This window comes from Natrinema sp. CRL1, from assembly GCF_059162405.1.
The window spans coordinates 279,467-305,801 of record NZ_JBLVOY010000002.1; the positions used below are offsets into that span (position 1 = coordinate 279,467).

General features: G+C 65.8%; 25 protein-coding genes and 1 pseudogene. 13 read left to right on the forward strand and 13 right to left on the reverse strand.

Annotated features, from left to right (window positions below):
- Positions 1–30: 30 nt before the first annotated feature.
- The 4 genes from ACJYUO_RS07110 to ACJYUO_RS07125 all read left to right on the forward strand — a co-directional run bounded on the left by ACJYUO_RS07110 (position 31) and on the right by ACJYUO_RS07125 (position 6,648).
- Entirely contained in the window at positions 31–1,413 is a 1,383-nt protein-coding gene (locus ACJYUO_RS07110) for a WD40/YVTN/BNR-like repeat-containing protein (protein ID WP_494344693.1), read from the forward strand.
- A gap of 188 nt (positions 1,414–1,601) precedes the next feature.
- Positions 1,602–2,732, forward strand: a complete 1,131-nt coding sequence (locus ACJYUO_RS07115; protein ID WP_494344694.1) for a GNAT family N-acetyltransferase — start codon at positions 1,602–1,604, stop codon at positions 2,730–2,732.
- Positions 2,733–2,820: 88 nt separating this feature from the next.
- Positions 2,821–5,310, forward strand: a complete 2,490-nt coding sequence (locus ACJYUO_RS07120) for a heavy metal translocating P-type ATPase (protein ID WP_494344695.1) — start codon at positions 2,821–2,823, stop codon at positions 5,308–5,310.
- Between the two features lie 99 nt (positions 5,311–5,409).
- Positions 5,410–6,648 carry an MFS transporter gene (locus tag ACJYUO_RS07125; protein WP_494344696.1) on the forward strand — a complete coding sequence of 413 codons (1,239 nt, stop codon included), beginning with the start codon at positions 5,410–5,412 and terminating at the stop codon, positions 6,646–6,648.
- 107 nt (positions 6,649–6,755) lie between these two features.
- Here ACJYUO_RS07125 and ACJYUO_RS07130 read toward each other — a convergent pair whose 3' ends face one another.
- Entirely contained in the window at positions 6,756–7,142 is a 387-nt protein-coding gene (locus ACJYUO_RS07130) for a DCC1-like thiol-disulfide oxidoreductase family protein (RefSeq protein WP_494344697.1), read from the reverse strand.
- A 187-nt stretch (positions 7,143–7,329) separates the two neighbouring features.
- Between ACJYUO_RS07130 and ACJYUO_RS07135 the strand changes: the two genes are divergently transcribed.
- Positions 7,330–8,607, forward strand: a complete 1,278-nt coding sequence (locus tag ACJYUO_RS07135) for a hypothetical protein (RefSeq protein ID WP_494344698.1) — start codon at positions 7,330–7,332, stop codon at positions 8,605–8,607.
- Between the two features lie 76 nt (positions 8,608–8,683).
- Here the strand turns inward: ACJYUO_RS07135 and ACJYUO_RS07140 are convergent.
- The 10 genes and pseudogenes from ACJYUO_RS07140 to ACJYUO_RS07185 all read right to left on the reverse strand — a co-directional run bounded on the left by ACJYUO_RS07140 (position 8,684) and on the right by ACJYUO_RS07185 (position 16,790).
- A pseudogene (locus tag ACJYUO_RS07140) lies at positions 8,684–9,036 on the reverse strand (type II toxin-antitoxin system PemK/MazF family toxin).
- Positions 9,029–9,406, reverse strand: coding sequence for a MarR family transcriptional regulator (locus tag ACJYUO_RS07145; protein WP_494344699.1), 378 nt, complete (start codon positions 9,404–9,406; stop codon positions 9,029–9,031). Before ACJYUO_RS07145 ends, ACJYUO_RS07140 begins: the two are co-directional and overlap by 8 nt.
- A 100-nt stretch (positions 9,407–9,506) precedes the next feature.
- A complete protein-coding gene (locus tag ACJYUO_RS07150; RefSeq protein WP_494344700.1) occupies positions 9,507–10,946 on the reverse strand; it encodes an HNH endonuclease in 1,440 nt (479 codons plus the stop codon).
- A gap of 426 nt (positions 10,947–11,372) precedes the next feature.
- Positions 11,373–12,599, reverse strand: coding sequence for an orc1/cdc6 family replication initiation protein (locus tag ACJYUO_RS07155; RefSeq protein ID WP_494344701.1), 1,227 nt, complete (start codon positions 12,597–12,599; stop codon positions 11,373–11,375).
- Positions 12,600–13,039: 440 nt separating this feature from the next.
- Positions 13,040–13,348 carry a HalOD1 output domain-containing protein gene (locus ACJYUO_RS07160; RefSeq protein ID WP_494344702.1) on the reverse strand — a complete coding sequence of 103 codons (309 nt, stop codon included), beginning with the start codon at positions 13,346–13,348 and terminating at the stop codon, positions 13,040–13,042.
- Between the two features lie 168 nt (positions 13,349–13,516).
- Entirely contained in the window at positions 13,517–14,416 is a 900-nt protein-coding gene (gnd, locus tag ACJYUO_RS07165) for a phosphogluconate dehydrogenase (NAD(+)-dependent, decarboxylating) (RefSeq protein ID WP_494344703.1), read from the reverse strand.
- A gap of 119 nt (positions 14,417–14,535) precedes the next feature.
- Positions 14,536–14,970, reverse strand: coding sequence for a hypothetical protein (locus tag ACJYUO_RS07170; RefSeq protein ID WP_494344704.1), 435 nt, complete (start codon positions 14,968–14,970; stop codon positions 14,536–14,538).
- 90 nt (positions 14,971–15,060) lie between these two features.
- Positions 15,061–15,525 carry a copper resistance protein CopD gene (locus ACJYUO_RS07175; protein ID WP_494344705.1) on the reverse strand — a complete coding sequence of 155 codons (465 nt, stop codon included), beginning with the start codon at positions 15,523–15,525 and terminating at the stop codon, positions 15,061–15,063.
- 88 nt (positions 15,526–15,613) lie between these two features.
- On the reverse strand, positions 15,614–16,168 hold the full coding sequence (locus ACJYUO_RS07180; protein ID WP_494344706.1) for a metal-dependent hydrolase: 555 nt from the start codon (positions 16,166–16,168) through the stop codon (positions 15,614–15,616).
- Between the two features lie 139 nt (positions 16,169–16,307).
- Positions 16,308–16,790, reverse strand: coding sequence for a deoxyuridine 5'-triphosphate nucleotidohydrolase (locus ACJYUO_RS07185; RefSeq protein WP_494344707.1), 483 nt, complete (start codon positions 16,788–16,790; stop codon positions 16,308–16,310).
- A gap of 268 nt (positions 16,791–17,058) precedes the next feature.
- Here ACJYUO_RS07185 and ACJYUO_RS07190 point away from each other — a divergent pair, with 268 nt between their 5' ends.
- Together ACJYUO_RS07190 and ACJYUO_RS07195 are read left to right on the forward strand one after the other, a co-directional pair.
- Positions 17,059–19,029, forward strand: a complete 1,971-nt coding sequence (locus tag ACJYUO_RS07190; RefSeq protein WP_494344708.1) for an aconitate hydratase — start codon at positions 17,059–17,061, stop codon at positions 19,027–19,029.
- A gap of 207 nt (positions 19,030–19,236) precedes the next feature.
- Positions 19,237–20,160: an LLM class oxidoreductase gene (locus ACJYUO_RS07195; protein WP_494344709.1), complete on the forward strand. Its 924-nt coding sequence runs from the start codon at positions 19,237–19,239 to the stop codon at positions 20,158–20,160.
- On the opposite strand, the gene ACJYUO_RS07200 is transcribed toward ACJYUO_RS07195, so the two are convergent.
- Together ACJYUO_RS07200 and ACJYUO_RS07205 are read right to left on the reverse strand one after the other, a co-directional pair.
- Positions 20,155–21,093 (reverse strand): hypothetical protein, encoded by a 939-nt coding sequence (locus ACJYUO_RS07200; protein WP_494344710.1) that lies wholly within the window; start codon positions 21,091–21,093, stop codon positions 20,155–20,157. The two genes, ACJYUO_RS07195 and ACJYUO_RS07200, sit on opposite strands and share 6 nt — an antisense overlap.
- Positions 21,094–21,154: 61 nt before the next feature.
- On the reverse strand, positions 21,155–21,778 hold the full coding sequence (locus ACJYUO_RS07205; RefSeq protein ID WP_494344711.1) for a DUF7344 domain-containing protein: 624 nt from the start codon (positions 21,776–21,778) through the stop codon (positions 21,155–21,157).
- 505 nt (positions 21,779–22,283) lie between these two features.
- On the opposite strand from ACJYUO_RS07205, the gene ACJYUO_RS07210 reads away from it, so the two are divergent.
- The 6 genes from ACJYUO_RS07210 to ACJYUO_RS07235 all read left to right on the forward strand — a co-directional run bounded on the left by ACJYUO_RS07210 (position 22,284) and on the right by ACJYUO_RS07235 (position 26,332).
- Positions 22,284–22,841 carry a DUF1102 domain-containing protein gene (locus ACJYUO_RS07210; RefSeq protein ID WP_494344712.1) on the forward strand — a complete coding sequence of 186 codons (558 nt, stop codon included), beginning with the start codon at positions 22,284–22,286 and terminating at the stop codon, positions 22,839–22,841.
- Between the two features lie 15 nt (positions 22,842–22,856).
- On the forward strand, positions 22,857–23,462 hold the full coding sequence (locus ACJYUO_RS07215; RefSeq protein ID WP_494344713.1) for a hypothetical protein: 606 nt from the start codon (positions 22,857–22,859) through the stop codon (positions 23,460–23,462).
- Positions 23,455–23,583 carry a hypothetical protein gene (locus ACJYUO_RS07220; protein WP_494344714.1) on the forward strand — a complete coding sequence of 43 codons (129 nt, stop codon included), beginning with the start codon at positions 23,455–23,457 and terminating at the stop codon, positions 23,581–23,583. The genes ACJYUO_RS07215 and ACJYUO_RS07220 overlap by 8 nt, the downstream gene beginning before the upstream one ends.
- Positions 23,584–23,975: 392 nt before the next feature.
- A complete protein-coding gene (locus tag ACJYUO_RS07225; protein WP_494344715.1) occupies positions 23,976–24,398 on the forward strand; it encodes a DUF5658 family protein in 423 nt (140 codons plus the stop codon).
- 268 nt (positions 24,399–24,666) lie between these two features.
- A complete protein-coding gene (locus ACJYUO_RS07230; protein WP_494344716.1) occupies positions 24,667–25,080 on the forward strand; it encodes a hypothetical protein in 414 nt (137 codons plus the stop codon).
- A gap of 91 nt (positions 25,081–25,171) precedes the next feature.
- Positions 25,172–26,332 carry a signal peptidase I gene (locus tag ACJYUO_RS07235; protein ID WP_494344717.1) on the forward strand — a complete coding sequence of 387 codons (1,161 nt, stop codon included), beginning with the start codon at positions 25,172–25,174 and terminating at the stop codon, positions 26,330–26,332.
- Positions 26,333–26,335: the final 3 nt, after the last annotated feature.

A 26,335-nucleotide genomic window follows, 5' to 3' on the forward strand; every position in this document is an offset into this window, starting at 1 on the left:
CGGATAGGGAGAACACGCTCCGGCGCTCTCATGGCTACCCACGATTCGCGATCCGGCGACGGCTTCGGTCCCTTCTTCCGCCGCTACGCGAAGTCGTGGGTCCACGCGGTCGCGGCGGCCGGGATGACCGCCTTCGGGACGCTGACGATCGTCCACCGCGGCTTCGCCGTGCTCGCGCTCGCGTCCTACGTCGTGCCGCCGATCGCGCTGTACCTGTGGCAACTGTCGAACGACGGCACCGACGGCGAGAGCACTCGAGGGCCGGATGCGGAGACCGCACCGCCTGAGCGAGCCGCTCCCGGGGACGGACTCGAGACCGACGCTGAAAGCGAACGCGCCGAGAGAGCGGCGACCGACCGCAGGGTCGAGGCCCCCGACAGCACGGCCGAGACCGCAGATAGCACGGCGACCGCCGCGACGCCCGATAGCGCCGCGACTGCAGCGAACAGCGGCGACGCCGCCCCATCCGGAGCCGACGGGACTGCAGCCGAGCGAGCGACCGAGCCCGAGCCGTCCCGCGACTGGCGGCTCGTCGACGTACCGACCGAGACGACGCTCCGCGACGTCAGCGTGACCGAATCGGGAGCGGTCTACGCGGTGGGCGGCGGCGGGTTGGTTCTCGCCGCGGATCCCGTCGACGGTACCGCTGGCGACGGCGATTGGTCGATCGTCCTCGAGGACGGCCCGGCCGCCGCGGGCGAGGACCTCGCAGGGGTCGACGCGACCGCCGCGGGCGAGGCGGTCTGGGTCGCGGGCGACAGCGGCTCGGTGGGTCGGCTCGAGGTCGAAAGCGGGATCCACACGGACTACACGGCCCCCGCGGACATCACCGACAACTGGTTCGGCGTCGCGGTCGCCGGCGCGAGCGGCGACGAGACGGTCCTGCTGATCAACAGCTCCGGGGCGGTCCTCCGCGGGCGCTATCGCGACGGCGACTGCTCGTGGGCCGACCCGGTCACACCGGGCAGCGGCTCGAGTCTGAGTGGGATCGCCCTCGCCGACGAGTCGGTCGGCTACTGCTGCGATACGAACGATAGCGTCTTCGAGACGACCGACGGCGGGGAATCGTTCGAGCAGGTCGGCCTCGGCGACGCGAGCGGCACGCTCGAGAACCTCGCGACGCTGGGGCGGGGGGACTGTCTGGTGAGCGCGGACGACGGGATCGTCCACCGCTACGGCGGGTCGACGTGGACACCCGAACGGGTCGGCGAGGAGGCGATCTGCGGCATCGTCCGCCGCGAGGAGGAGACGATCGCCTGCGACGCCGACGGGGTGATCTACGAGCGGCCCGCGACCGGCTGGGAGCAAGTCGACTCGAGCGCGCCGGAACCGCTCATGGCCGTCTCGGTCTCGCCGGACGGGGACCGGGCGGTCGCGGTCGGCGAAGACGGGACCGTCGTCGAACGGCGGTGAGTCGGCTGCGGTTGCGGCGAGCCGACCGGGTCGGCTGACCGTCGGTTCTCGTGACTACTTCGCAGACCTGTCGGATCGGCGTATTCAAGGCCAATCGGCTTTCCTATCGGGGGCGGATATCCACTCGTCACGACCGCACAGCGGGGTGTCTCCGACTTCCCCGTAGACGGGCGTGAACGACCTCGATCATGAGTACATCAACACGAACGGCGACGCGATATACCGTCCGCACGTTCGAACCCGACGATCGAGAGGCGTTCCTGTCGCTGTACGAAACGGTCTTCGGTCACGACAGAGGCGCGGACTGGTTCCGCTGGAAGTTCCGCGAGAACCCGTACGTCGATCACGTCCCGATCCTCGTCGCGAGCGCCGACGGCGAGCCCGTCGGTTTCCGGTCGTTTTTCGCCCAGGAGATGCGCGTCGGCGACACCGTCCGTCCCGCGTTCCAGCCCTGCGATACAATGGTCCGCGCGGACCACCGCGGGCGCGGGCTGTTCGGGCGCATGAACGAGCGAGCCGTCGAGCGCTACGCCGACGGCCGGCCGTCGTTTTTCTTCAACTTCCCGAACGAGAACTCGAAGCCAGGCAACCTTGCCCACGGCTGGAAAGAGATCGGGACGGTGCCGGCCTACTACCGGCCCCAGAACCCCGTCTCCGCCCTCGGAAAGACCCGCGATGCCGAGCCGCGTGGCGGGTGTACCGAACTCCAGTCGGCCGACCAGGGGGCCGCGACCGCGGTCGCGGACACGATCGAGGGGGCGATCGCGACCTCACATCGGGCCGGCGACAAACTGCTCGTCGATTCCGACGCCGATCTCGACATCGAGCGCTACGAGACGCCGCCGGCCGACACGCTCGCGGCGATCTACCGGCGCTCGATCCCCGACGCGATCCACACGAACCGCTCGGTGGCGTTCTACCGCTGGCGCTTTGCCAACCCCGAGCACTCGTATACGGCCTCCGTCGCTCGACGGGACGGCGAGCCGGTCGCGGCTCTCGTCGTCTCGAGGGTGGGAGATCACGCGCGGATCGTCGAGACGGTCCCGCGCACGCTCGAGTCGGAATCAGAGGCGCTCAATCGCTTGCTCGTGACGGCACTCGACCGCTGTGCGGATCGGAGCTACGTCGAGGCGTTCGGCGAGACGGTGCCCGCCCCGCTGCGGTTCCGGTTCTATCCGGACACGCGGTTGCCCCTGTCGGCGCTGATCCGACCGACCGCCCGCACGCTGCTCGCGCGCGACCTCGAGGGCGGGCTCGACCTCGAGTCGAGTTCAGCCGCGGGCTGGACGTTCTCGCGGCTGGATCTTGACACGACGTGACGACGGAACCGGCGACTCGAGGCTGGCGTGATCGATGGGTCGGCCGGATTCGGCCACTGTTATTGCCGTCGAACACGCAGTACCACACGTGAGTAATCGACGCCCGAGCGACCGACGCGGCGGCTGCCGGCTGTGCGGGACGCCGCTCTCGGAGACCGCCGGCGAGTCCGGAGCGGACGAGTTCTGTTCGCCGGGCTGTCGCGATGTCGCCGCCGAATTCGGGACGAGCGACGGCGACGACGATACTGACGGCGACCGCGGTGATCGGAGCGGCGGCGAGAGTGACCGCACGTTCTTCCGGGTCGACGGCATGCACTCGGCGACCTGCGAGGCGTTCCTCGAGGCCGTCGCCGAGGGTCGCGACGGCGTTCGCGAGGCCGAGGCGAGCTACGTCACGGAGACGGTTCGTGTCGATCACGACCCGGACGAAGTCTCGCCGGACGCGCTCGAGGACGCGCTGAGTACGCTCGGCTACACGGCGTACCTTCGTGACGAGGCGACCGCCGACGAGGAGACCGGCGGCACGCAGCGCTCCCGGGAGATGTCCGGGCTTCGCAAGCGCCGGTCCGACGACATGCTCGAGATGCGGTACATCGTCGGCGTCGTCTTCGGCTCGTTCCTCTTGCTGCCGTTCGTGGCCGTCCTCTACCCGATGTTTCTGACCTCGTTTATCGACTGGGGGGCGATCGAGCACTTCGAGGGCGCGTTCACCGGCTTTACCGGCCCGCTGTACCTGCCCTTTTTCGTCGTGATGACGGGCGCGATCGTCTATCTGGCCGGCGGCCCGGTCTTGCGGGGCGCGTATGTCAGCCTGAAGCTGCGGCGGCCGACCACGGATCTGCTCGCGGTCCTCACGATACTCGGCGCGTACGCGTTCAGCATCCTGGTTTCCGGCCTCGGGCGCAACGACCTCTACTTCGACCTGACGATCGCCGTCGCCGCCATCGTGATGGGCGCGACCTACTACGAGGCGACGGTCAAGCGCCGCGCGACCGACCGGTTGACCGACCTCACCGTCTCGCAGGTCGACACGGCCCGGCTCTACGCGCCGGACGGCTCGACGACGGAGATCCCCGTCGCCGACCTCGAGTCCGGCGACCGGCTGCTCGTCCGCGAGGGCGAACGCATCCCCGTCGACGGCCGGCTGGCGGACGGCGAGTGTGCGGTCGACGAAGCCGTCGTGACGGGGGAGTCGCTGCCGGTCACGAAACGCGCGGGAGACGACGTGGTCGGCGGCTCGGTCGTCACGACCGACGCGGCGGTGGTCGACGTCGGCGAGCGGACGACCAGCAGCATCGAGCGGCTCACTCGAGTCGTCTGGAACGTCCAGAGCGCGGACCACGGCGTCACGCGACAGGCCGACGAGTTCGCCGCGGTGCTCGTCCCCGTCGTCCTCGCCGCGGCGGTCGTCGTCGGCGCGGGCTCGCTGCTGGCCGGCGCGAGCGAGGTCGTCGCCGCGTTGGCTGTCTGCATGACACTCATGGTTGCGAGCCCGTGGGCGCTCGGGTTCGCGACGCCGTACTCCGTCGCCGCGAGCTTACAGGAAGCCCTCGAGCGCGGGATCGTCGTCTTCGACGAGACGGTCTTCGAGCGGCTGCGAGCGGTCGACACCGTCGTCTTCGACAAGACCGGTACGCTTACGACCGGCGAGATGACCGTCCGCGAGGCCGACGCGCCCGACGACCTGCTCGCGGCCGCCGCCGCTCTCGAGCGTCGCGCGGCCCACCCCGCCGCCGCAGCCATCGCGGACGCGTTCGGCGGCGACGGGGGTTCGAGCGACGGCGACCACGATGGCGAGTCGACTCGAGCCGATGGCGGTTCGGCCACGGCCAGCGGGCTCGAGGTCCGGGACTTCCAAACCCACGCGACCGGGGTCGAGGGAACAGTCGACGGACGCTCCGTGCTCGTCGGACATCCGGACCTCTTCGGTGAGCGAGGGTGGGATCTCGAGCCCGACCTCGTGGAGCGAGTCGATCGCGCACGCGAGGCCGGTCACCTCCCGGTCGTCGTCGGTCGCGACGGGGTCGCGGCGGGGCTGGTGATCGTCGGCGACGAGCCCCGCGAGGCGTGGGACGAGACGCTCACGGCGCTTGACGAAGACGGGGTCGACATCGTGGTCCTGACCGGTGACGACGGGACGGCGGCCGAGGTCTTCGATCGCCATCCCGGCGTCGATCACGTTTTCGCCGGCGTCTCGCCCGACGGCAAGACGGCGGCGATCGAGCGGATGCGAGCCGACGACCGCGTGGCGATGGTCGGCGACGGGACGAACGACGCACCCGCGCTCGCCGCGGCCGATCTGGGTATCTCGCTTGGCAGCGGCACGGCACTCGCCGCCGACGCGGCCGACATCGCCATCGTCGACGACGATCTGGCCGCCGTCGAGGAGGCGTTCGCGCTGGCGAGGGCCGCACGCGACCGTCTCAGACAGAACATCGGACTCGCCTTCGTCTACAACGCGATCGCGATTCCCGCCGCCGTCCTCGGCGTCGTGAACCCGCTCGTCACGACCGTCGCCGTCGTCGCGGGCACCCTGCTCATCGTCGGAAACGCGGAGCGGTTGCTCGTCGACGACTGAGTCCGTTTTTCCTGCAGTCCGCAGCGCTTCCGCGCCGACTCCGGGGAGTCGTACCGCTACGCCAAATTACACGGGTCGGCGTCACCCATCCACGGGCAGATGATCGAACGGATGGGTCGCCGCCGCGCGTACGGAGCCGTCGTCGTCGGGACGCTCGCCTACACCTTCCTGATGTTCAGTTGGTTCTCGCTGCCGGCGTATCTCCCGGTGATCATCGACGAACTCGGCCTCTCGAGCACGCAGGCCGGCGTGGTCGCGGGCGCGGTCCCGCTGACCTATATCCCGATCGCGCTGTTTACCGGAATGACCGTCGACCGGATCGGTCCGGGACGGAGTCTCGCGGCGGGCGTCTTGCTCTACGGCGTCGCACAGCTCGCCCGGAGCTTCGCAACCGGCTTCCCCTCCCTGCTCGCGGCGACCCTGCTGCTCGGCGTCGGCGCGACGGCGATTACGTTCGGCCTGCCAAAGCTCGTCTCGGTGCTGTTTCCGCCCGCTGACACCGGCTTTCCGTCCTCGATCTATCTCGTCGGTGCGTCGACGGGGACCGCGAGCGCCTTCGCCATCGGCCGGCCGATTTTGGGGCCGCTGCTGGGCGGCTGGCGTGCTCTCTTCTTCTGGACCGGCGTCGTCGCGATCGGCTACGGCCTGCTGTGGACCGTCGTCGCAAGCCGACTGGGGATCGACGCCCGCAACCGGGCGGCCAACGACGTCGGGGCGGCCGACTCCTCGCTCACACTCGCGGCGATCCGCCGGGACCTGACAGTTGTCCTTACCCATCGAGAACTGCAACTCGTCGTCATCGTCGGAACCATGTACCTCATGATCGCTCACGGGATGCAGGGCTGGCTCCCGACGCTGCTCGAGGCCCGGGGCTACGCGCCGGATCGGGCGGGACGGATGACCAGTCTGCTCGTCGCCGCGAACGTCGTCGGCGTCCTGACCGTCCCCGCGGTGGGCGACCGACTGGACGCTCGCCGTACCGCGTTGCTAGTCTGTGGGCTGATCGCCGGCCTCGGCATCTCGGGCGTGATCGCGAGCGAACTCGGCTTCCTCCTGCTCGGGAGCATCGTCGTCACCGGGTTCGGGTTTGGCGGGCTCTCACCGCTCATTCGGGCCATCCCGCCGGAACTCGAGGGGATCGGCGCGCGGCTGACCGGCACCGCGGTCGGCTTCATCTTCGCCGTCGGCGAGATCGGCGGCTTCCTCGGCCCGGTGCTGGTCGGGACGCTGTACGACCTCACCGGGTCGTACGCGCCGGGACTGGCGCTACTGGCCGCGGGAGGACTCGTCGTGGCGGTCGCCGGCGGCGTGTTGCGGTATCGGTACGGTAATTCGTGACGCTGGAACGTGCTCGCACGTGCCGCGCCTGCATAGCCACCCGCTCTCGCTCGAGGGTGCGGGTTCGCGAGCCGCGACTTTAGCGTCCGGACTCGGATCGGGACGGATCAGTTCCCCTCGGAGTTCCGGCGTGTCGGCGGCGTCTTCGAGAGGTACTTACCCCACCGGTCGCGGTTGTCCGCGATCCACCGGTAGGAGCGCTCGCGGACGTGCTCGTAGTCCTCGAACTGCCGGAGGAACTCGACGACATCCCGTGCTGGCTCGGCGACATCGGTACGGACGAACGCCTCCTCGATCGAGGCCCCACAGGAGTAGACGCCGTCGGGGGCAACCAGATGCGAACAGTCCTCGTAGTCCGCCGGCAGTCGCTCTCGCAGGTCGTCAGTAAGGTCGCTGAAGCCGACGATGCGGAGGGCCGTCCGTTCGTCGACGTACTCCGCCCACCACGTACAGAAGCCGCAGTCGTCGTCGTAGACGAGTGTCGCCTCGGTCATAGCCGATTCGAGGGGCTCGAGACACAAACGCTTGGCCTCGGATCGCCTCGCCGCGCTCGGAACGGGAGCCGTCTTCGCTGACACCCTTCGCGGCCTCGAGTCGGGAGCGTTCGCCGTCGACGAGGAGTGATTCGGTTGGCCAATCCATCGCCAGAACATTATTGAAACTGGTGGCCAATCCTGAGCCATGAGTAGCGCGGCCCGGCCGCTCTCGGAACCGCGGGTGCTGGCCCACGCGAAGCGGCGGCTCTTTCCCGACGAGGACGAGCCGACCGCCTACGCGGTTGCCGACACCCAGTTCGTGCAGGCGGAGTGGCTCCCCGGGCGGCCAGTCGACGCGGCCGTACGGGATCGCTTGGCCCCGTTCAACCACGTCCGGATCGGTGGCGGCTACCCCGACCTCGTCGGCGTTCGAACCCTCGAGTCCGATCTCCTCGCCGTCGAGCGACTCGGGGACGATCCGCCGTTGATCGCCGTCGAGGCGAAAGGCGAGACGAGCGGTGGCGTCGATACCCAACGCGGAATCGTCCAGGCCTACGACCGGCTTCACGAGGCGAACGCGGCGTATCTGGCCGCACCGACGGCGTCGATCTCCGAGACCGACCGGACGCTCGCCCGGGAGTTGAACGTCGGCGTGCTCGGCGTCGATGCCGCGGGGACCGTAGACCCCCTCGAGGTGCCCCGCGTCGTCGGCAATCGGACGACGACCGAGGCGACGGCGATCCGGTTTCAGGCCAGCGCGCAGGGCGTCGCCGACAAGTCCTTCGGACTGAATCACCCGAAGAACTACCTCGGCTATCCGCTGGCCCATCACGCGGTCGGGGATACCGAGACGCTGCTGTCGGAGTACAAGGTCGTCAGTGCCGTCGATAGCGCTCGACAAGGCGCTGCATTCCTCGGACTGATCGAGGAGGAGGTTGGTGTCGAGGGTGTCGGGAGCGAGGAGCGCGGTACGGGCGTCGAACTGACCTCGCTCGGCGAGGAAGTCGTTCGGTTCGCGACGGGACGCTACGGGAGCGTCGAGGCGGCTCTCGAGGAGTTCGAGAACTGGTATCGGTCGCGCAAGCGATTCGTCGATCTCGCGCCGGCGTGGGGGCAGTTGGCTCGGCGGGTCGTCTTCGACTACCGGGCAACGGAGTTGCTCGTCGGGGAACTCCAGTGTATGCACGAAGACGGGATCACGGAGCCGTCGCTGGTCGACCTCGTCGAGTATCTCCATGAGTTGCATCCGTCCTTTACCGTCGAGTTATTCATCCGCGGAACCGACGGTGTCCGCAGTCGTGTCCTGACCGAAGACGGCGACCTCCGCCGGGCGGCGCTCGAGGACGGCTCCGTCTACCACTCGCCGACGGTCTTCCAGTTGAAGGCGATGCTGTACCACAGCGGGATACTTACCGAACGCGGTGCGGAGCCGCATCGGCTCGAGCCGCTCGCGGATGTCTGGGCGCTTCGCGAACCCGTTTGAGGACTCGTATTTCGGCCGCTCAGTGTACTCGACAGCCGCGGAAAGTCGGCTTTAACGGGATTCGAGTCGATGAGAACTATTGGTCGACGTAGTCTATGAGCGATCCAGTCGCGTCCGTGACAAGCGACCGTTCGATGCGACCTTGCCAGTAGTCGATATCGTCGCGTGCGATCGATTGGACACCCCACGGAACGATGCAACTAGTGTCGGGAGTCCCGCCGCGAATCCACGCATCGTCGGGAATCTCGAGCAGTCCGTCCAGCCACGTTTTGGTCGTAAGCGAGAGCGTAATGTACTGCTCGCCGTGAAAGGGTCGTCCCTCGTGGTTCGAAAGAACGAGCCACGGCCGCGCTGCGTCGTCCCCTTTGTAGGATCGACGCCGTAGACGATGTCCCCAGGTTCGTAGATTGGGGCTTCGTCGTTACTCACTGGAATCCTCTGTGAGGCTGGGATGTGGCTCTTCGGGCGCCTGTGCTTCCCAGTCGTCTTTCGCTTCGACGCCGAGTTGCTCGTTGAAGAGCCTCGTCGCACGGCGGTATCCGTCGTGTTGCTCGAGGCGGTGCTCGTCGCTCGTGATCGCCCAGTACGTTCCCTTGTGCTCGACCAGATCACGCTTTTTCAGTCGAGTCAGTGACGTGCTGACCGTCCCGGCCTCGAGTTCCGTCTGCGCTGCGATCTCGGTCGCCTTGAACGCCCGATCATCGTTCGCGGCCAGAAACCCGAGTACCTGCTCCGTGCTGGATAGCTCCGCGAGTTCCTCCTCGCTCGAGTGTTCGAAGGTTTCTCGGTCGATCGACATGTGTGAGAGTACTATCTCGAGTGTTATATGCGTTATTCACGTAAAGGTCGTTACCACTGTTCGTACCGTGAATACCTGACCGCTATTGGATAGGTCAGACTTACGTCGATTCGAACCCGTTCCGTTCTCGATGCGCAGCGAGGAATTTCGCGTGCGGGCGGCGGTCCTCGTCGTTGGGTAGCGTCAGCGGGTCGCCCTCGAGCGTTGCGAACTCCTCGTAGCCCTCGAGGTCGGGGCGGTCGGCGACCAGAATCCGGTAGTCGTCGGACACCGCGAGCCAGCCGGCGTCGAACGCCCAGTGGTGGAGCCGACAGAGCGCGAGGCCGTTCCGAACGTTGTCGCGGCCGTTCTCCCGCTTCGGATAGATGTGGGCGGCCTCGATGTCGACGGTTCCGTCCGGCGATTCGCGTGATTTCCCGCAGATCGCACACCGCGAGTCGTAGGCGGATTTGACCGTCTTCGGGAACGCGCTCGAGCGAACCCGCCGCTGGACCGCGGTGAACTCGTCTCCGTCGTCGGTCAGGGCCGGCCCTTCGGTCTCGTCGGCTTTGATTCCGTCAGACACTGATTCCGCGAGCGTTTCGAACTGCGCCGGCTCGACCTCGAGTCGGTCCATCGTGAACTGATAGACCATGCGTCCGTCCCGCGAGACGTACTCCGCGTCGGTCACGTCGACCAGCCCCTCGTATCGGAGGTCGTCGCTGTCCGCCGGTTGGTAGAAGAAGTAGACGGGGACGGTCGATCGATCGGCTTGCTCGAGGAGCGCGCCGTTGGCACCGGTCAGTTGCTGGTCACCTTTCTCCGGGACGCCCTCTCCGATGTAGGTGAACCGATCCCCGTCGATCTCGTCGCCGTACGGCCCGTCTTCGCGGGCTTTCACGATGATGTACGCCAACTCGCCCTCCTCGTCCGTTCGCGGACTGATCCCCTTGATGTACGAGCCGAAGCTCGTGTCGAACGCCTCCTCGAGGTCGGTCTGGGCGTAGCACGTTCCGCGCTCGAGGTGTGGACGGGCGGAGACTCGTCGCTTCGCCAGTGTTCGACCGCTGTCCGTGAGCGAGCTCGCGCCGTCGGCGCGCTCGACGTAGCCGAGACTCTGCAGCCAGCCCCTGTGTTGGGCGGGTCCAGCGGTATCGTTCCAGCCGACTGCTGGATGGGCGGACGACACCGCGTCACCGAGTTCGCCGTCCGTTTTCGGCCCCTCGAGAAGCGCCTCGAGCATCGTATCGAACCCGCGGACGGTGCTCGAGAGGAGTTCGTAGAGAATGTCCGGATCCGTTTCGGTCAACCACTCGAGTCCGCGCTGAGTGAGTCGAACGTTGCCGTCCAGTTCGAGCAGCCCGATCGCCTCGAGAAAGGTCAGGCGACGCCGAATGCCGTCCTCGCTCGTCGCTCGCGTGTTCGATTGGATCCACTCGAGGACCGCCGTTTCGGTCGGGTTTTCGGTGACGATGTAGTTGCAGAGCCGCTCGAGGACGGCCGTGTAGTTCCCCGCGCCGCCGAAGAACCGGACCGCGATAGTGTGTTTGCCCTCTCCCATCGTGACAGTTAATACTGCTGTCGTTGTGCGGACACGGGTATAAAACGAGCGGCGGGAGCGGCGTGGGTCGAGGCCTGTGGAAAGCATCACGTCGCTCGGGACACACCGGCCTTACAAGTGAACCGGACCGAGACACACCACGATTGCACGTGAAGCCGGGACAGCCCTCGAGTCTCGATTCGCGCCGATACCGGGGACACCACTCTTTCATGTGAACAACCACCACTACCGCTACGGTCGATTACAGACAGTGGGCCGACCGGGAACTCTCGGAGCGAAACCGGCCGGAGTAGCGGTGTACGGCGGATATTCCCACTCACTCACCCCATCGATACAAGTGAAACGGTGACGGGGGGTCGCGACGAAGTAGTCGGGTCCGGGATCGTGTTACCAGGCGTTCACTTGTAACGGTGGTGTGGGGCGGACTCAGACGACACCGTTCATCCGCGCGATTTCCCGAATCGTCTCGATTTCCTCGTCGAGGTAGAGCACGTCGGCCATCGCGTCGACGGCACTCGAGAAGGGGACGTCGAGTTCGTAGCTGTAGTAGTTGCCCCGAGAGCCGCTCCGGTTTTCCTTCGCCGAGAGGATGCCGAGCATCCGGAGATCGGAGAGGTGGTTGTGAACCGACCGCTGGGCGAGGGAATCGGTCCCCGAGGACTCACAGAGCGCTTCGTACTCCTGATAGAGTTCTCGGGTTCGGCAGGGCGTCGACTCCTTGGCGGCCTTCGAGACGACCGCCAGCAGGGCGAGTCGCCCGTGGGTCGTCAGCTCTCGCATCCCCTCCTCGACCCGCTCTTGCTCGAGTTTGGATCGTGCTTGCTCGACGTGGTGTTCCTGAATCACCTCATCGTCGTTGTTCTCCGCGACTTCGCCCGCGAGTCGGAGCAAGTCGAGTGCTTGCCGGGCGCTCCCGCTGTCGCGAGCGGCGAGAGCCGCACAGAGGTTCAAAACGCCGCCGTCACAGCCGTTCTCGGTGATCGCGACCTCGGCTCGAGACTCGAGGATGTTGGTCAGTTCGGAGGCCTCGTAGGGTGGAAACTGCAGCTCGCGCTCACAGAGCGTGTCCTGGACGCGGGGATCGAGCTGCTCGCGGAACTTGAAGTCATTGCTGATGCCGATGAGGCCGACTTTCGTCGACTCGAGGTAGCCGTTCGAGCGGGCCCGCGGGAGTTCGTATAGCAACTCGTCGCGGTCGCCGATCGAGTCGATCTCGTCGAGGACGATGACGACGGTTCCGCCCAATGCCTCGAGTTCGCTGTAGAGCTTCTTGAAGACGGTCTGTTGGGGGTAGCCGGTCGTGCTGATCTCGGCGCCGGCGGGGCGGAGCGTGTTGACCAGTTCGACTGCGACCTGATACGACGAGTTGAGCGTCTTGCAGTTGACCCCGAGCACCGAGAGGTCGACGTCGTCGTACTCCGTGACGTCTTCTTGGAGCACGTCGAGGAGGTAGTCAGTAACGGCGGTCTTGCCGACGCCCGTGTTCCCGTAGAGAAAGACGTTGTTCGGCTCCCAGCCGTCGATGATGGGCTGGAGCGCGTCCATGTAGGCCTCGATTTCTTCGTCTCGCTCTTCGATCCGTTCGGGTTGGTACGACTCCCCCAGTGCGTCCTTGTTCCGGAAGATGTTTTGCTTCCGCTCGAACCGAGGCATGTCCGTATCAAGAGAGATGTACTATTTAAAGCCACTCTTTCATCTGATGCAAGTGAACTCAGACACACCACTCTTTCACGTGAAGACTAGTCTAGTACGAGTCGTCTAGAGAACAGTCCGCGATTTCATCTAAAGCGCTGATATGTTTTGCCGAAACGGACAACCGGTTGACTGATTTCGGCGCTATCTGTTGGAATGAAACTCATGACTGATTCGGGTAGCGGGCGACCGCATCTACCCCAGCCCCCGTTCCGCGGCTTCACTTGCAACGGTGGTGTGTGTCTGTCGATAGCGATCCGAGTTGTCGGTCGATCGTGTCCGAACCGAGCAACGGCCGCACGTCTCCACGAGAATATCCGTATCCGAACGCTGTTCGCGTTCCACGGATTCCGACGATTCCACCCTTGTTCGCGTCAACCCAGCGGGCCGACTGCGACTCCTTACGTCGATGACTCGGTATCGACGAGATCGTTCCGCAGGCCGTCGGCGGTGATCTCTGCCCCCTCGAGGCTCACGTCGACCCCGTCCTCTGTGTCTGCGACGGCGACGGTATACCCCTGATAGGAGAACTCGAGCGAGATAAAGCCGGTCGAATCGGGAAGCGAATCGAGAAGGTCGGGATCGATCGCGTCGTACAGCGGGTCCATTTCGACGGGATCCGTGTTTTCGGCCTGTGCGACGAGATCGATGACGGCCATGCTGAGCTGGTCGGTTGCTGTGACGGAAACGGACGATTCGAGCGAATTCATAACTCCTGCTGAGGGAGCGGGAGTAAAGAATGTGCTCCAATATTTCGACCCGCTTTGGGCGGAGAAAAGAACGATTCAACACGCCCGAATAGGCGGTCGAGTTCCGATGACTGCCACCGAGTATTCCGAAGTCGAATATACGTGTTCCGATATCGCGCTGGCCGGTCGCTACTCGCGGCGCGGGACCTCGTGGCGGCCGAAGCCGTACCGGAGCCGGTTCGCGAGTCGCCGCGAGAACCGGCCGTCGTCGGCCCGGGAGCCGAACCGTTCGGACAGCGCGGTGTAGATCAACGGCAGCGGCACTTCCTGCTCGAGGGCCTCTTGGACGGTCCACGTCCCCGTCGAGCCGCCTTCGATGCGGTCGGCGACGGTGCCCAGATCGTTGCCCTCCTCGCGGAACGCCTCCTCGCAGAGCTCGAGCAGCCACGAGCGGATCACCGCGCCGTTGTTCCAGACCGAGGCTACGTTCTCGAGGTCGAGGTCGTACCGCCCTTCGTGGAGGAGTTCGAATCCTTCGCCGTAGGTCTGCATCAGGGCGTACTCGACGCCGTTGTGGATCATCTTGACGTAGTGGCCCGAGCCGGCGGGCCCCATCCGCTCGTGGCCGTCGGGACCGGTCGCGACGGCGTCAAAGACGGGCTCGAGTTCGTCGTAGGCCCACTGGGGACCGCCGACCATCAGGGAAAAGCCCAGTTCCGCGCCCGCAGGTCCCCCGGATGTGCCGCAGTCCAGATAGGCCGCAGGACAGGACTCGGCGCGGCGCACCGAGTCCTCGAAGTAGGAGTTGCCGCCGTCGACGACGACGTCGTCGCCGTCGAGGTGGGGTTCGAGTTCCTCGAGCGTGATATCGACGGCCTCGCCGGCGGGGACCATCAGCCAGATACGCTTGTCCGATCCCAGTCGGTCGACGAGGTCGTCGATCGAGCCAGCGGGCTCAGCGCCGGCGTCGGCTGCCGTTGCGACCGCCTCCTCGTCTAAGTCGAAGGCGACGATGTCGTGGCCCGCCGCGAGGGTCCGCTCGACGACGATCTGTCCCATCCGTCCGAGTCCGATCAGGCCCAGTTGCATGGGTAGGCGTCGGCCGGCCGCTGTGGTAGTGGTTGCGGTTCCGGGGCGACTCCGCTCGTCGCCGACATCACGATGGTTCCGAGAAGAAGCGGTATCGCAGTCGAAACACGGCGAGTCAGCTACGCGATCGGTTCCTCGAGGTGGGCCCAGCCGATCGCGTCGAGCACGACGATTCGGTCGTTGTACCGGACGTAGACGCCGTTGTACTCGTCGCCGTCGGCGTCGTAGTAGGGTAGCGTCTGGCGGATACGGTCGACGACCGACCACGCGCCGTCGCGCTCGAGGGTGATGTGCTCCCACTCGTCGCGTGCACCGTTGCGGATGGCTCGGTCGAGCGCGCGTCGCGCGCCGGGGATTTCGCCGAGTCGTTGTGCGGACGCGTCGACGACGACGGCGTCGTCCGGGACCGCCTCCGAGTCGATGACGCGCGCGCCGAGGTTCGCCTTCGAGCGTGCTGTGTGGGCCGCTGACTGCTCCGAGTGCAGGACGTAGCCGGCCACGGCAGCCGTTCCCACCGCGAGGAGCGACAGGGCCATGTCTTTACCCCTAATCATTAGCCAGTACCTTACAGCAACTGACTAAGTATCTTTCGCAAGAATGTTCATTACTAAGAGGTTCGCCGCCGAAAAACCGACCACCTGCAGCTAGAAGAGGCTGGCGACGTTGGCCGAGAGCAGCCCCGCGACGATCAGCAATCCGAGTGCGGCTACGGCCGCCGCCCGGAACACTGGCAGCGCCTCGCGGGCCGGTTCGCGGATCTTCTTTCCGGTGAGTCCGGCCTCGAATCGTTTCGTGCCGATCTCGACGAGCGCGGTCAGGATCAGCCAGAGCGCGACCATCGCGATCACCAATCGGCCGTTCGTCGAGCCGAACAACGTCTCAGTCGTGTACGTTCGGCCGGCCAGATGGCCGCCGGTGAGAAAGAGAAGGAGCGAACTCACCCGCGAAACCGTCGTGAGTTTTCCGGAGATGACCTCGAGCGGTCGAGTCGTATTGAACGCACCGTCGCGTGCGAGCGGGATGACGACGGCGGCAACGAAACAGACGCTACCGGCCCAGAGTGCGGCAAAGACCAGATGTATCGTTCTGGCGACGAGCACGTCGACCATACGGGGTCGCTCGGAGAGCGGCCGTATCAGGGTTCCGACTTCCGATCGACTGATAGTCCGCTCGAGACGAACGTCCGAAACCGGCCGGTCACTCGAGCCAATCGGGCGTCCACGCGACCAGTTGCCGGCGGAGGAGCGCGTAGACCAGCGAGACGACCGCCGCGCCGACGATCACGGTGGTGAGCCACCCGTCGAAGACGAGCAGCGCCGGGATCGCGAGCGCGATGCCGAGAACGGCGTCCTCGGGCGCGCCGTCGTAGCGAATCCACCGCCGGGGAGAGAGCCATCGCCCGCGAACGTGGTCGTAGACCGCGCGCTCCGTGCGCTCGTTCCACGGGTCCATCTCCGGCCCGCCGCCGAGGGAATCGCTCGCGGCGTGGAGCCACGCGGTGACGGCGAACGCGGCGACGCCGACCGTGAGCGCTGCGGGGACGACTGCGGCGGCGATGACTGCGGGAATAGCCATCGCGAGTCCGGCCACCGGGAAGTGCAGCGTCCGTCGATGGGTGAACACGAGATCGAAATCGGGGGCCAGTCCGCCGAGGATCGCGCCGATCGCGAGCGCGCCAGCGAACTCGGGAACGACGTATGCCACCGGTGCGACGACCGCCAGTCCGGTGAATACGTGGGTGGTCGCCATCATCGGTTCTCGCTCGGGCGGACGAGCGGCACGGGCAAAACGGTACGCGAACCGGCACTCGACGCAGTCGCCGCGGCGGACGCCGTTGGGACCATCGCCGAGTCGACGACGGTATCACACGAGCCACACGGTGATTCCTCGATCACTCGACGTTTTCGCCCTGATAGCTGCCGTCGTAGAGGTCCTCGTGGTTCGCTTCGGCGAACACCAACTGCGCGATCCGAGCCCCGCGCTCGAGTTCGATGTCGTGGTGAACCTGCAGTAGGCCCTCGCCGCGGCCCTCGTAGCCCGCGTCCCAGACCGCGGTGTTGAGCATACAGGAGTTGCGCATGAGCGACGAGCGGGGGTAGACGAAGCCGATGTGGCCCTCGGGGATTTCGATCCGTTCCGTGTATCGGACGATGTAGGCCCCTTCGGGCAGATAGTAGGTGGCGGGCTCTTTCTGCTCGAGTTCCTCGAGCGGGCGGGCGATCCGGTCGCCGATCTGTTTTCCGTCCCGGCCGATGCGGCCCGGTTCCAGTTGCTCGAAGACGACGTCAGCGGTGAGATCCACCCCGTTGGGTTGGACCTGGGAATCGGTCGTCGGCGAGACGTGGTCGGCAACGAAGGCACCGGAGCGGAACATGACGGTCTCTGTCCACCCAACGCCGCGGCGACGGGAAAAGCGTATCCGTTCGCGACGGCCCGTCGATACGCTAACGTCTCGTACGCCACGGGACCTCACCTGACAGAATTATGCGAACATGTTGCAGTGTGGGCCGTCTCGCCGGAACGAACGGTCACCTGCACGGCAATACTTACTCGAACCGGATCCATTTTGCGGAGATTGTAGCGGTCGACCCTGATAGAAACACGCTGGATTTATCAGGACGGAAAGCCGAGTTAGAGGTGCTATGGGACAGACTCTCACCGAAAAGATTCTCGACGACCACCTCGTCGAGGGCGAACTCGAGACCGGCGAGGAGATCGGAATCGAGATCGACCAGGTGCTTACTCAGGACACGACCGGGACCATGGTTTGGCTCCAGTTCGAAGCGATGGGGCTGGACGAGGTCCAGACCGAGATCGCAGCGCAGTACTGCGACCACCAGACATATCAGTTCGACTTTAAGAACACCGACGACCACCGTTTCCTCCGTTCTGCGGCCGGCAAATACGGCGCTCACTTCTCTCGACCCGGTAACGGTATCTGCCACAACGTCCACCGCGAGAACTTCGCGGCACCCGGCAAGACGCTGCTGGGTTCGGACTCCCACACCCCGACGCCCGGCGGCCTCGGCGAACTCGCCATCGGCGCTGGCGGGATCGACGTCACCGTCGCCATGGGCGGCGCACCGTACTACATCGAGATGCCCGAAGTCGTCAACGTCCGCCTCGAGGGCGAGCTCCCCGAGTGGGCCACCGCGAAAGACGTCATCCTCGAGATGCTCCGTCGTCTCTCCGTCAAGGGCGGCGTCGGCAAGATCCTCGAGTACACCGGTCCGGGCGTCGAAACCCTGACTGCACCCGAGCGGATGACCATCACGAACATGGGGACGGAACTCGGCGCAACCACCTCGATCTTCCCGACCGACGAGCAGACCGAGGACTACCTCCAGCGCGTCGGCCGCGGCGAGGAGTACACCGAGATCCAGCCCGACGACGACGCCGAGTACGACGACGAGATCGTCGTCGACCTCTCCGACCTCGAGCCGCTGATCGCACAGCCCTCGATGCCGGACAAGGTCGTTCCCGTCAGCGAAGTCGAAGGCGAGTCCGTCGAGCAGGTCATCGTCGGCTCCTGTACGAACGGCGGCTACGAGGACATCCTCCCCGTCGCCAAGATGCTCGAGGGTCGCGAGACCTCGATGGAAACCGACACGATCGTCGCGCCCGGCTCCAAGCAGGCCTCCGAGATGCTCGCCCGCGAGGGCTGGGTGGCCGAGATGATGGCCGCTGGCGTCAACTTCTCCGAGGCGACGTGTGGTGCCTGTATCGGCATCGGCCACGTCCCCTCCTCGGACTCCGTTTCCCTGCGAACCTTCAACCGCAACTTCGAGGGTCGCTCGGGGATCGAAGACGACAACGTCTACCTCTGCTCGCCGGAGGTCGCGGCCGCCGCGTCGCTCAAGGGCGAAATCGTCGACCCGCGCAACCTCGCCGACGAACTCGGCGACCTCGAGGCCCCCGGCGTCGAGCTCCCCGACGAGTACGACGGCTCCAAGACGGACCTCATCAGCCCCGACGAGGCCGTCGACGACGAGCTCATCAAGGGCCCGAACATCGGCGACGTCCCGCTGAAAGACCAGCTCGGATCGGACATCTCCGGTGAGGCGCTCCTGAAGATGGAGGACAACATCACGACCGACCACATCATCCCTGCAACCCAGGACATCCTGATGTACCGGTCGAACGTCCCCAAGCTCAGCGAGTTCACCCTCTCCCGAGTCGACGACACCTTCGCCGACCGCGCGCTCGAGGCCGATGGCGGCTTCCTTGTCGCCGGCGAGAACTACGGCCAGGGCTCCTCGCGAGAGCACGCCGCCCTCTGTCCGATGTATCTGGGCATCGAGGGCGTCCTCGCACAGAGTTTCGCACGCATCCACCGCGCGAACCTCTTTAACTTCGGGATCGTCCCGCTGACGATCGACGAGGACACCTACGAGTCGATTGATCAGGGCGACGAGATCGAGATCGTCGACGACGTCTACGACGCCGTCACCAGCGGACAGGAGGAGTTCACCGTCCGCGTCAACGGCGACGAGTACACGGCGACGCTCGATGCCTCCGAGCGCGAGCGCGCAATCCTCGCGGCCGGCGGCAAGCTGTCCTGGACGAAAGAGCAGGCCGAAGGCGGCAGCGGCGCAACGCCCGCTGACGACTGATCGGCACCCGACGACTCGGCTGCACTCGCGGTCTGCGGTTTTCACTTTTTGGTCCGCTGGTGAGTGACGGCGTTCTCGTTCTTTCCTTCTCTCGAGATCCATCTCCGTCCGTCACCGCTCCCGAAATCGGCGGCCAACCCGATCGAAACCGGCAACGGCGGTCGGACAGCGCCATCGTCATACCGCTTCGCCCGATAGCACGACCGAATGCCAGCCGGTGGACACGAGAACGCGGGCTACCGACGCCTGTTCGACAGCGACGGGCTGACCTTCGGCGTCGGCTTTCCGCTCACGGGGACGAACCGCTCGACGCCGACCGTCGCGGCCGAACTGGACCTCGCAAATCACGCCGAGGCGGTCGGGTTCGACGGCCTCTGGGCCAGAGACGTTCCGACCTACTGGCCGAAGTTCGGCGATGCGGGCCAGTCCTTTGACACGTGGCCGTGGCTCTCACACGTCGCCGCCCACACCGACGACATCGCGCTCGGTACCTCGAGTGTCGTCCTCACGCTCCGGCACCCGCTCCACGTCGCCAAGTCCGCGGCGACGGTCGACCAGCTCTCGGACGGGCGGCTCGTCCTCGGCGTCGCCTCCGGCGACCGCGACCCCGAGTACCCCGCCTTCGGCGTCGACCGCGAGGAGCGCGGCCGGCTGTTCCGCGAGTCCGTCGATGCCATCCGGACGGTTTGGCGCGAGGAGTTCCCCGAACTCGAGGGCCAGTGGGGTAGCCTCGAGGGCGATCTCGAGGTGGTCCCGAAGCCGACGACCGAGACGCTCCCGCTGTTGCCCACCGGCCACGCCCGCCAGTCCCGCGAGTGGATCGCCGACCACGGCGACGGCTGGCTGTTCTACCACCTCCCGGAGAACACGCTCGAGAGTTACCTGACCGACTGGCGCGAGGCCGCGGGCGAGAAACCGTTCGCCATCGCGGTACAGGTCGAACTGGCCGACGATCCGACGGCCGACCCCGAACCCCTCCACCTCGGGTTCAACGCCGGTATCGAGTGGTTCCGGGACTACTTCGCTCGGCTCGCGGACTACGGCCTCGATCACGCGATTATCGGGATCCGAAACGACGACAAAGAAGCGGCGCTGTCGACGTTCGCCGACGAGATCATCGACCAGCTATAGCCTGTCGCGTCGGGAGCGACGCCAGACGCCCTCGATGCGGGTGCGTTCCGTGCGACCGACGAACTCGAGTACTACGCCGCTCGCCGAATCGTGGCCGCCGCCGGGACTCCCCGGTGGTCCGGTGTTTGCCAGCACGATCTCGACCGCATCCGAATCGATCGGGCTCGGGGACTCGAGGACGACCTCGAGCGTCGCGGCCGTTCGCCGGTCGATCGACGCCGCGCGATCCCTGCCGTCGACCGTGACCGAAACCGACAGCTCGTCCGCGGCGGTGAAATCGAGCGCCCTGTCGGATTCGATGGCGCTGTAATCGAAGTGAATCCGCTCGAGTGCGACGCCACCGGTGTCGACGTTCTCGAGGTGCCAGCGGTGGTCGAAGCCGCCGCCAGCGGACTGCGAGACATCAAGCTGTGCCGCCCCGACCGTGATCGCCGGTCGCTCGAGTGTCAGGTTGCGATCGGCCTCGATCCGAGTTTCTGCGCCTTCGGCGACGATCCCGATCGTTCCCGTCACTGTCTCGCCGCCTGTCCCGTCGTCTCCCGGAGGCAGGCCGACGGTGACGGCGTCGATTCGCTCGCCGGGGCCGAGACGCTCTCTTTCGGTCGCTCCTCGGACGAACCGATCGTCGGCGACCGGCTCGCCGTCGGCCGACAGGAACTCCAACTCCTCGGCCGAGAGCGTGACCGTGATCGGCTCGGGCAACTGATTGACGACGTCGAACGCGACGGGCGGGCAACGCGTGTCGCCCTCGAACAGCACGCCGCCGTCCTCGACCCCCTCCGCAGTCAGTCCGAGATAGGCGTCCGCATCGCTGACGGTCTCGACCCGTAGATCCCGGTTGCCGCCCGCCATCGAGAAGCCGATCGTCTCAACGGTGAGGACGCTGCTCGAGCCCGCGATCATCGCTAGTGCAGCGCGTCTCGTCCGCTTCATATGTGTCTCCTCGAGTCCAGTGGCTGCGATACGGCCCTCGCGGCTGCGGGTCGTCGATCCATCAGTCGTCGCTCGCCGACGGCTCCCGGTACTCGAGTTCCACGCTCGGCGGTTCGTCCGTAATCCCGAGCCTGCTCCGCCGCGCGTAGTAGCGGTGTGCGACCGCGGAGACGGCAAAGGAGACGATGACGAACGCGCCCCAGGCGGCCGACGGGAGCGGGCCGAACGGTAGCACGCCGAGTACCGACGTGGCGAACAGGATACCCGACAGCGCCGTCAGCCCGAGGTAGTAGTCGCTCCACGGAATCTCGCGCCCACGGACGACGTCCATGTAAATCTCGACGTCTTCCAGTGCCGGCGTCGGCTCGATCGTCCCCCGATCGCGATCGAACTCGACGACGCCCGCCCGGTCCATCTTCGGCAGGTGTGACTGCTGGAGCGCCGTGTAGACCCGCTTCCGGTCGGTACTCGAGACCTCCTCGAACGCCATGTCATCTTCCCACGCGGCGATCTCCTGTGAGATGTCCCCGATATCGAGTCGGTCGTCTTCCCGCATGAGCGTGTGCAGGATGTGCCGTCGCCGCTGATTCGCCAGCAGTTCGAAGAGTTCGTCCTCGGTCAACGTCTCCTGATTCGGCTGCGATACGTCGATCTCCCCGGCCGCGCTCGCTTGGCTTCCCCCCATTCGGTTGCGGAGTCAACACTTCCGTAGATAAGTCTATTGGATACTTGCATTACTCAGGGGAAAATTAACTAGTAGTCCTATATAGCCCGCTCGAGTCGCGCCCTCGTCGCGGTCGATCCGGCCGCGAGTCAATCGGCCGACGACTCGAACCGGGGCCGTTCAGTACACTGTTGACCGCCGGTCAACGGGTCTCGGACCGCGTTTTCACTCCGGTCTCGAGTCGATTGACCGCGAGTCAACGGTCGCCGAACCGCAGTCGTCGGCCGACTGACCCGACCTTGGGTGCGAGCAATCGATCCGATACGGCCGGCCGATTTTGGTACGCGGTCAGTTGACCGAATTATAACGCGCCACGGACTCTCCTCCACGTCTGTATTACAATATCCTGTTCCGTCCACCGATGATTCGTGGTCCCCGCGGCGGGGATCAGGGCGAGCGACGAGTTGCCGTGCGAGCGGACGTGCGGTCGCCCGCGAGAGACACACCACACACGGAGAATCCAACAATGCAACGACGCAAATTCGTCATCGGAATGGGAGCACTGGCATCGGGAGCAGCCGCGGCCGTCGGTTCGGGCGCGTTCTCGAGCGTATCTGCAACGCGGGACGTCGACGTCGAAGTCGCCGACGACGCTTCAGCATACCTGCGCCTCGAGGGCACTGGCGGTGCGAACTCGGAGTACGTCACCGACGACGGCGACGGCGGAACGCTGACGATCAACCTCAGCTCGAACAACGAAACGGACAAAGGTGGTACCGGCGTCAATCCCGACGCTGTCACGGAGATCGATAACCTGTTCGTCGTCGAAAATCAGGGGACTCAGAAGGTCGACGTGTCGATTTCGAAGTCCAGCGGCGACAGCAGTGACAGTCATGAGGATATGGTCGAGTTTTACCCCTCTAATGGGGACTATAAGAATGTGAGTCCTCTTTCGGACAGCGATACTACCCTCGAACCGGGAGAGAGCACGAAGGTCAGCGTCAAAGTCGACACGGAAGACAGCGGACTCGGCGACGGCGATACGCTGCTCGATTCCGTGACCTTCACCGCGGAATCGACGTAACCGGGTTCAACTGACATGGAACGACGCAAATTCGTCCTGAGTGTCGGCACGCTCGCCGCCGGCGGCAGCCTCGCGCTCGGCACCGGCGCGTTCAGCAGCGTCGAGGCCGAGCGCGACGTTGGCGTTACCGTCGCTGACGACGCGAGCGCGTATCTCGGGATCCAGCCCGGAGACGGCCCGAACGGCAACTACGTCGACACGACTGGCAGCGACGCGCTTGCGATCTCTCTCACCGGAGACAACGACAATATCGGCGACGGTCTCGCCGGCGGTGAGGGTCTAAACGCCAACGCCGTTACGGGGATCGAAGAGATCTTCCAGATTCGGAATCAGGGGACCCAGGATATCGAACTCCAAGTCACGCCGCTGGCCTTCGGCGACGTGGACTGGCAGGGGTTCGACGGCGTTCTGGGTGTCCTTCTGGTGCCACAGGCCGGCGGGATCGAGGTCGATCTCGAGTGGCCGCCGTGGGAGAGCAACCTCATCTCCGTTTCGACGCTGTCGCCCGGCGACGAAATCGATTTCGGGCTGGCGGCGTTCGCGCTTCCCGAAAGCGCGGTCGACTCCGTCATCGTCGACGACCAGATCGAAATCACCGCGGAGGAAACCGATAATGTCTGATTCAGCACCGACGCTCAGCGACTACGAAAAGAAGATGGACGGCGAGGGTTTCGACCTCGAGGGCCAAGAGCTAGACAGAGAAACGATCAACGCGGAACTAGAACGCCTGTTCTCCGGGTAGCGCCAGCATCACGCTTTTTCTGGTAACCGAGACCACGATTCGGAAGCACCGATTACCCAGTCATCGAAATCTGCGAATTTCAGTCTCGAGACCGCACCTCGAGCAGCAGCTTCGAACGGTCGATGTCCCCTCACCGGATTCGTCCGGTTTCGGACCGGCAGTCATCTGTTGACCTGCAGCCGACTACGTGTCGATTCGCTCAACGAGCGTATTACAATCACCCGACAGATCGTTCGTTCGGGTACGCAGACCGACGCTCGTCGCCCGGACGCTGTGCTCGGCTCCCGCGCCACCGTGGCTGCACTGCCGACGGAAATCGATTGTTCGCGCGTCGAACCCGACGCCTCGAGCAACCGAGACGCGAGGCGGCGACGAGGGACCAACTCGAAGCCATGAACGGACCGACGCTACGACGCTACCTGCAGTCGCTGACAGCCGAACCGGACGACCGACCACTCGGCTCCCTCTCGAGTATCGTTGGCCGGACGTCGCTCGATCGATGGCTCTGGCTCGCAGTCCCGGTCGCGATCGCGGCGGATCTGGCGACGACCGTCGGCGGGCTCGAGTTCGGGTTCGCGGAATCGAACCCCGCGGGGACGTTCGTCCTCGAGACAGTCGGCGTTCTCGGGTTGGTCGGACTGAAAGCGGGAGCCGTCGCGATCGGACTGTCGATCGCCGCCGCCGTCGTGCGAGCGCCGGATCGGATCGCCCCGGATTACGTGACACGCGTCGTACCGACCGCGCTCGCGACCGTGTGGCTGCTCGCCGCGACGTGGAACGCGTATCTGCTGGTAACCGCCCTCGCGGGGCTGTAACGGCGCGGTCAGTCCCGTCCGGCGGTCGTCGCGTTACGGGAGTCAGTGCGGGACGAAATCCGACGATTACCGGCGGCCTCGAGCGGTCAACGAGAGTGAGACCGCTCGGCCGTGTTCGAGACCGCTCGTTGACCGACTCCAGCGAACGGTCAACGGCCGGATTACAATGGGACCGTCCCGTTTCTCTTCGGGTAGAACGGCGTGACGTGATGTATCGGGAGACGGACGCCACGAGTTTGCGGTGGCGAAGACGAGACGCAGGTCGATCATGGTATCCGCACACGAGCGCGACCACGAGCCCGAGATCGAACCGGCATACGACCAGCTCTCGCTGTACGTCTACGAGGTCGGTTCGGACGACCTCCTCGAGGCGGTCTACGACGCCGAGACGCTCGCGATTCCGTCCGTCGGCGATCGGCTCTCGTTCACTGCGGCGAGTACCGATGGGAGTCTCGAGGAGCGGGCCGTCAGCTATTGCGAGGAGGCATCGTCGCCGACGTATCTGGTCGTTCGGCGGAATCTGACGTACCTGCACGTCGACGCTGATATCGACGGGGCCGCGGAGAACCGGACCTTCGTTTCGGAAGTGAGCGTGTGGGTAACGACGGCCCTCGAGGGGGAGGCGGACGGTGAGGAGGGGACGGACAGCGGACGGATGGGTCCCGGCGTGCGATCACCGTGATCGCTACGGTCCGAATCGGCGGATCCGGCTCGCGCCGTCGCGGGACCGCCGTGCTGACGTACCGACATCGAACGGGAGGTGACAGCGACGAATGATTCGACAGGGAGTGAAATGGGGGATTCAGGGGCTGGCACTTATCGTCCTCATCGGACTCGTTTCGGGGCAGGTGCTCGGACAGCCGATCCTGCTGGGGTTCGTGGAGACAGGGAGTATGGAGCCAACGATCGACACTGGAGACGGCTTCGTTGCGATCCCCAACGACCTGACCGGCGACCCCGAGCCGGGCGATGTCATCGTGTTCGAGGCCGAGGAGATCCACGGCGGCGGGCTGACGACCCACCGCGTGGTCGAGGAGACGCCGCGGGGGTACGTGACACGCGGTGACGCCAATCCGTTTACCGATCAGGACGGGGACGAACCCCCCGTTCGGGACGCCCAGATCGTCGCGACCGCGTGGCAGGTCAACGGCAACGTCGTGACGATCCCTCAGTTCGGTACGGCCGTGATGACCACGAGCGACGCGCTCGAGGGCGTCCAGACGAGGCTGGCGTCCGCGGTGGGGACGCGGTCGATCCTCGGATCGTCGGGGCTGGCGACAGTCTTGCTCGGACTCTCGGTCGCGTTGTACGCCGTCGAGACGGTCCGTGAACGGCGGACGCCCTCCCTCGAGTCGCGCGGGGCCGACGACGAGAGCGAGTGGATCGACCCCCGCTTGCTCTCGGTTGGGTTCGCGCTGCTAGTCGTTGCCGCCGCGGCTGCGGCGATGGTCGTCCCGGCCGGGACGCAGTCCTACGATGTCATCAGCGCGGAGTTCGAGTCTGAGCGCCCGCTGGTCATCGAGCGGGGAACGACCGCCGACGTTCCGTATCCGGTCACCAACGGCGGCTTCGTCCCGACGATCTCCTACGTCGAGGCCGGCGGTCCGGACGTGACCACGACTCCCGATCGGACGGCCGTCGGCCCGCAGGACGAAACGTCGGTCACGGTCTCGATTACGGCACCCGACGAGACCGGCCACTACACGACCTATATCACCGAGTATCGCTACCTGTACGTGCTCCCGGCCCCGGTTATCGACGCCCTCCACGGGATTCACCCGCGGCTGCCGTTCGTAACGATCCTCTCCGTGCTCGGTACCGGGACGTACGGCCTCGGGCGATTCCTCTCCGGACCCGGGGACCCCCGATCGAGGCGAGCGGCGATCCGTCGCCGTTGTCGGACCACCCGATCCATCCTCCGGAGGCTATACTGAGCA